A 1,127-nucleotide genomic window follows, 5' to 3' on the forward strand; every position below is an offset into this window, starting at 1 on the left:
GTTCCTCCGACCTCAAGTCCGTCAGAGCCATTAATAGGCTCGCACCGAACTATAGCGACCATGAACAGCGCTATTACCTACACGACGTCCTGACTCGATCAGTTGACGCACCACTCGCCCGCACCGGCCTATGGCGCTATCAAGCCATATATCCGGTGCGGTTTTTTTGCAATCCTCTCATTACATATTTACAAACTGTTATCGCGATCTATCGCGCGATATTAGCCGCTCTTATTTATGCGACTAAAGTATCGTCAAAAACTGCGTTAATCTTGATTTCGCGGGTTTTTTTAATTGCCCGGGCGACGCTTATCGGCGACACTTTCCTTACTAGGCCTGAGTCATCTTTACTCGACTCTGCCTTCATCGCGTTCATGGTCGCCTTCCACCGGAAGCGATCTTTTCCGGCCCCTAAGTCCCTCATCTCCACGATGACACTGACCGGGCCGTTTTTTTTGCCCCCGATTTCCGCCTCAACCGCGGCCCCTTTGGTCCGTGGCGTTTCCGCCTGCCCGCGCTTCCCATCCCGGCAGGTTGCCCCAGCGTCACGGGCCTTTTTTCTCTCCACAGCGATTACGCGTTCACTCCTGAATGCGCATCGCAGTCATGCAGTACCGACCACCACCACCACCACCACCACCACCACGAGGAACACCCAATGACCACCGCGAAGAAACAACCCGTTCGCGTGTTCCTGGAACAGACCGATCACTCTCGGTTTCTGGTTCAGGCAGGCATGAACCAACTCACACCTTCCGCCCTGGGCGAACGGCTCTTTCAGTACGGCCTTGCCCAACTGGAGCGCGGCGACCGCTCTGTCCTGGAAGGTGAACCTTCTCCGGCCCGCCCGGAACCGGGGCGCTAATCATGTTCCTGCCTGCCCGTCACCCGTCGCCCATCGGTCGCACGGCCTCCCAGGCCGGAACCGTGCCCCCCGTCATACCCTGCGCAGCACGGGTTGACGGGGGGTGCGGGATCGGCCGCCGTGCTTCACGACCGATGGCGCGCGGTGTCGGGTGGGCAGACGCCTGCCCGGAGCCCCGAGTTCTGAGGGAGCAGGCCCGGCGGTGTCTCCAGGGTCGTGCCTACGGTCACGCCGCGCTCCTCTACGCCCAGGCGGAGCACTT

2 protein-coding genes are annotated in these 1,127 nt (G+C 59.9%); both read left to right on the forward strand.

Translation table 11 applies throughout. From position 1 onward, the window contains the following. The coding region (locus BTW07_RS20090) for a hypothetical protein (RefSeq protein WP_208605440.1) at nt 1-662 on the forward strand (662 nt) is incomplete at its 5' end. Beyond that, nucleotides 659-865 (forward strand): hypothetical protein, encoded by a 207-nt coding sequence (locus BTW07_RS18685; RefSeq protein ID WP_075571656.1) that lies wholly within the window; start codon nt 659-661, stop codon nt 863-865. The genes BTW07_RS20090 and BTW07_RS18685, both read left to right, overlap by 4 nt. Nucleotides 866-1,127 lie beyond the last annotated feature (262 nt).

This window comes from Salinicola socius (assembly GCF_001937195.1).
Taxonomy (GTDB): Bacteria; Pseudomonadota; Gammaproteobacteria; order Pseudomonadales; family Halomonadaceae; genus Salinicola; species Salinicola socius.

Bases quoted from the DNA above. Each gene is read 5' to 3' on its own strand.
- BTW07_RS18685 (WP_075571656.1), top strand. From the start codon at position 659: ATGACCACCGCGAAGAAACAACCCGTTCGCGTGTTCCTGGAACAGACC.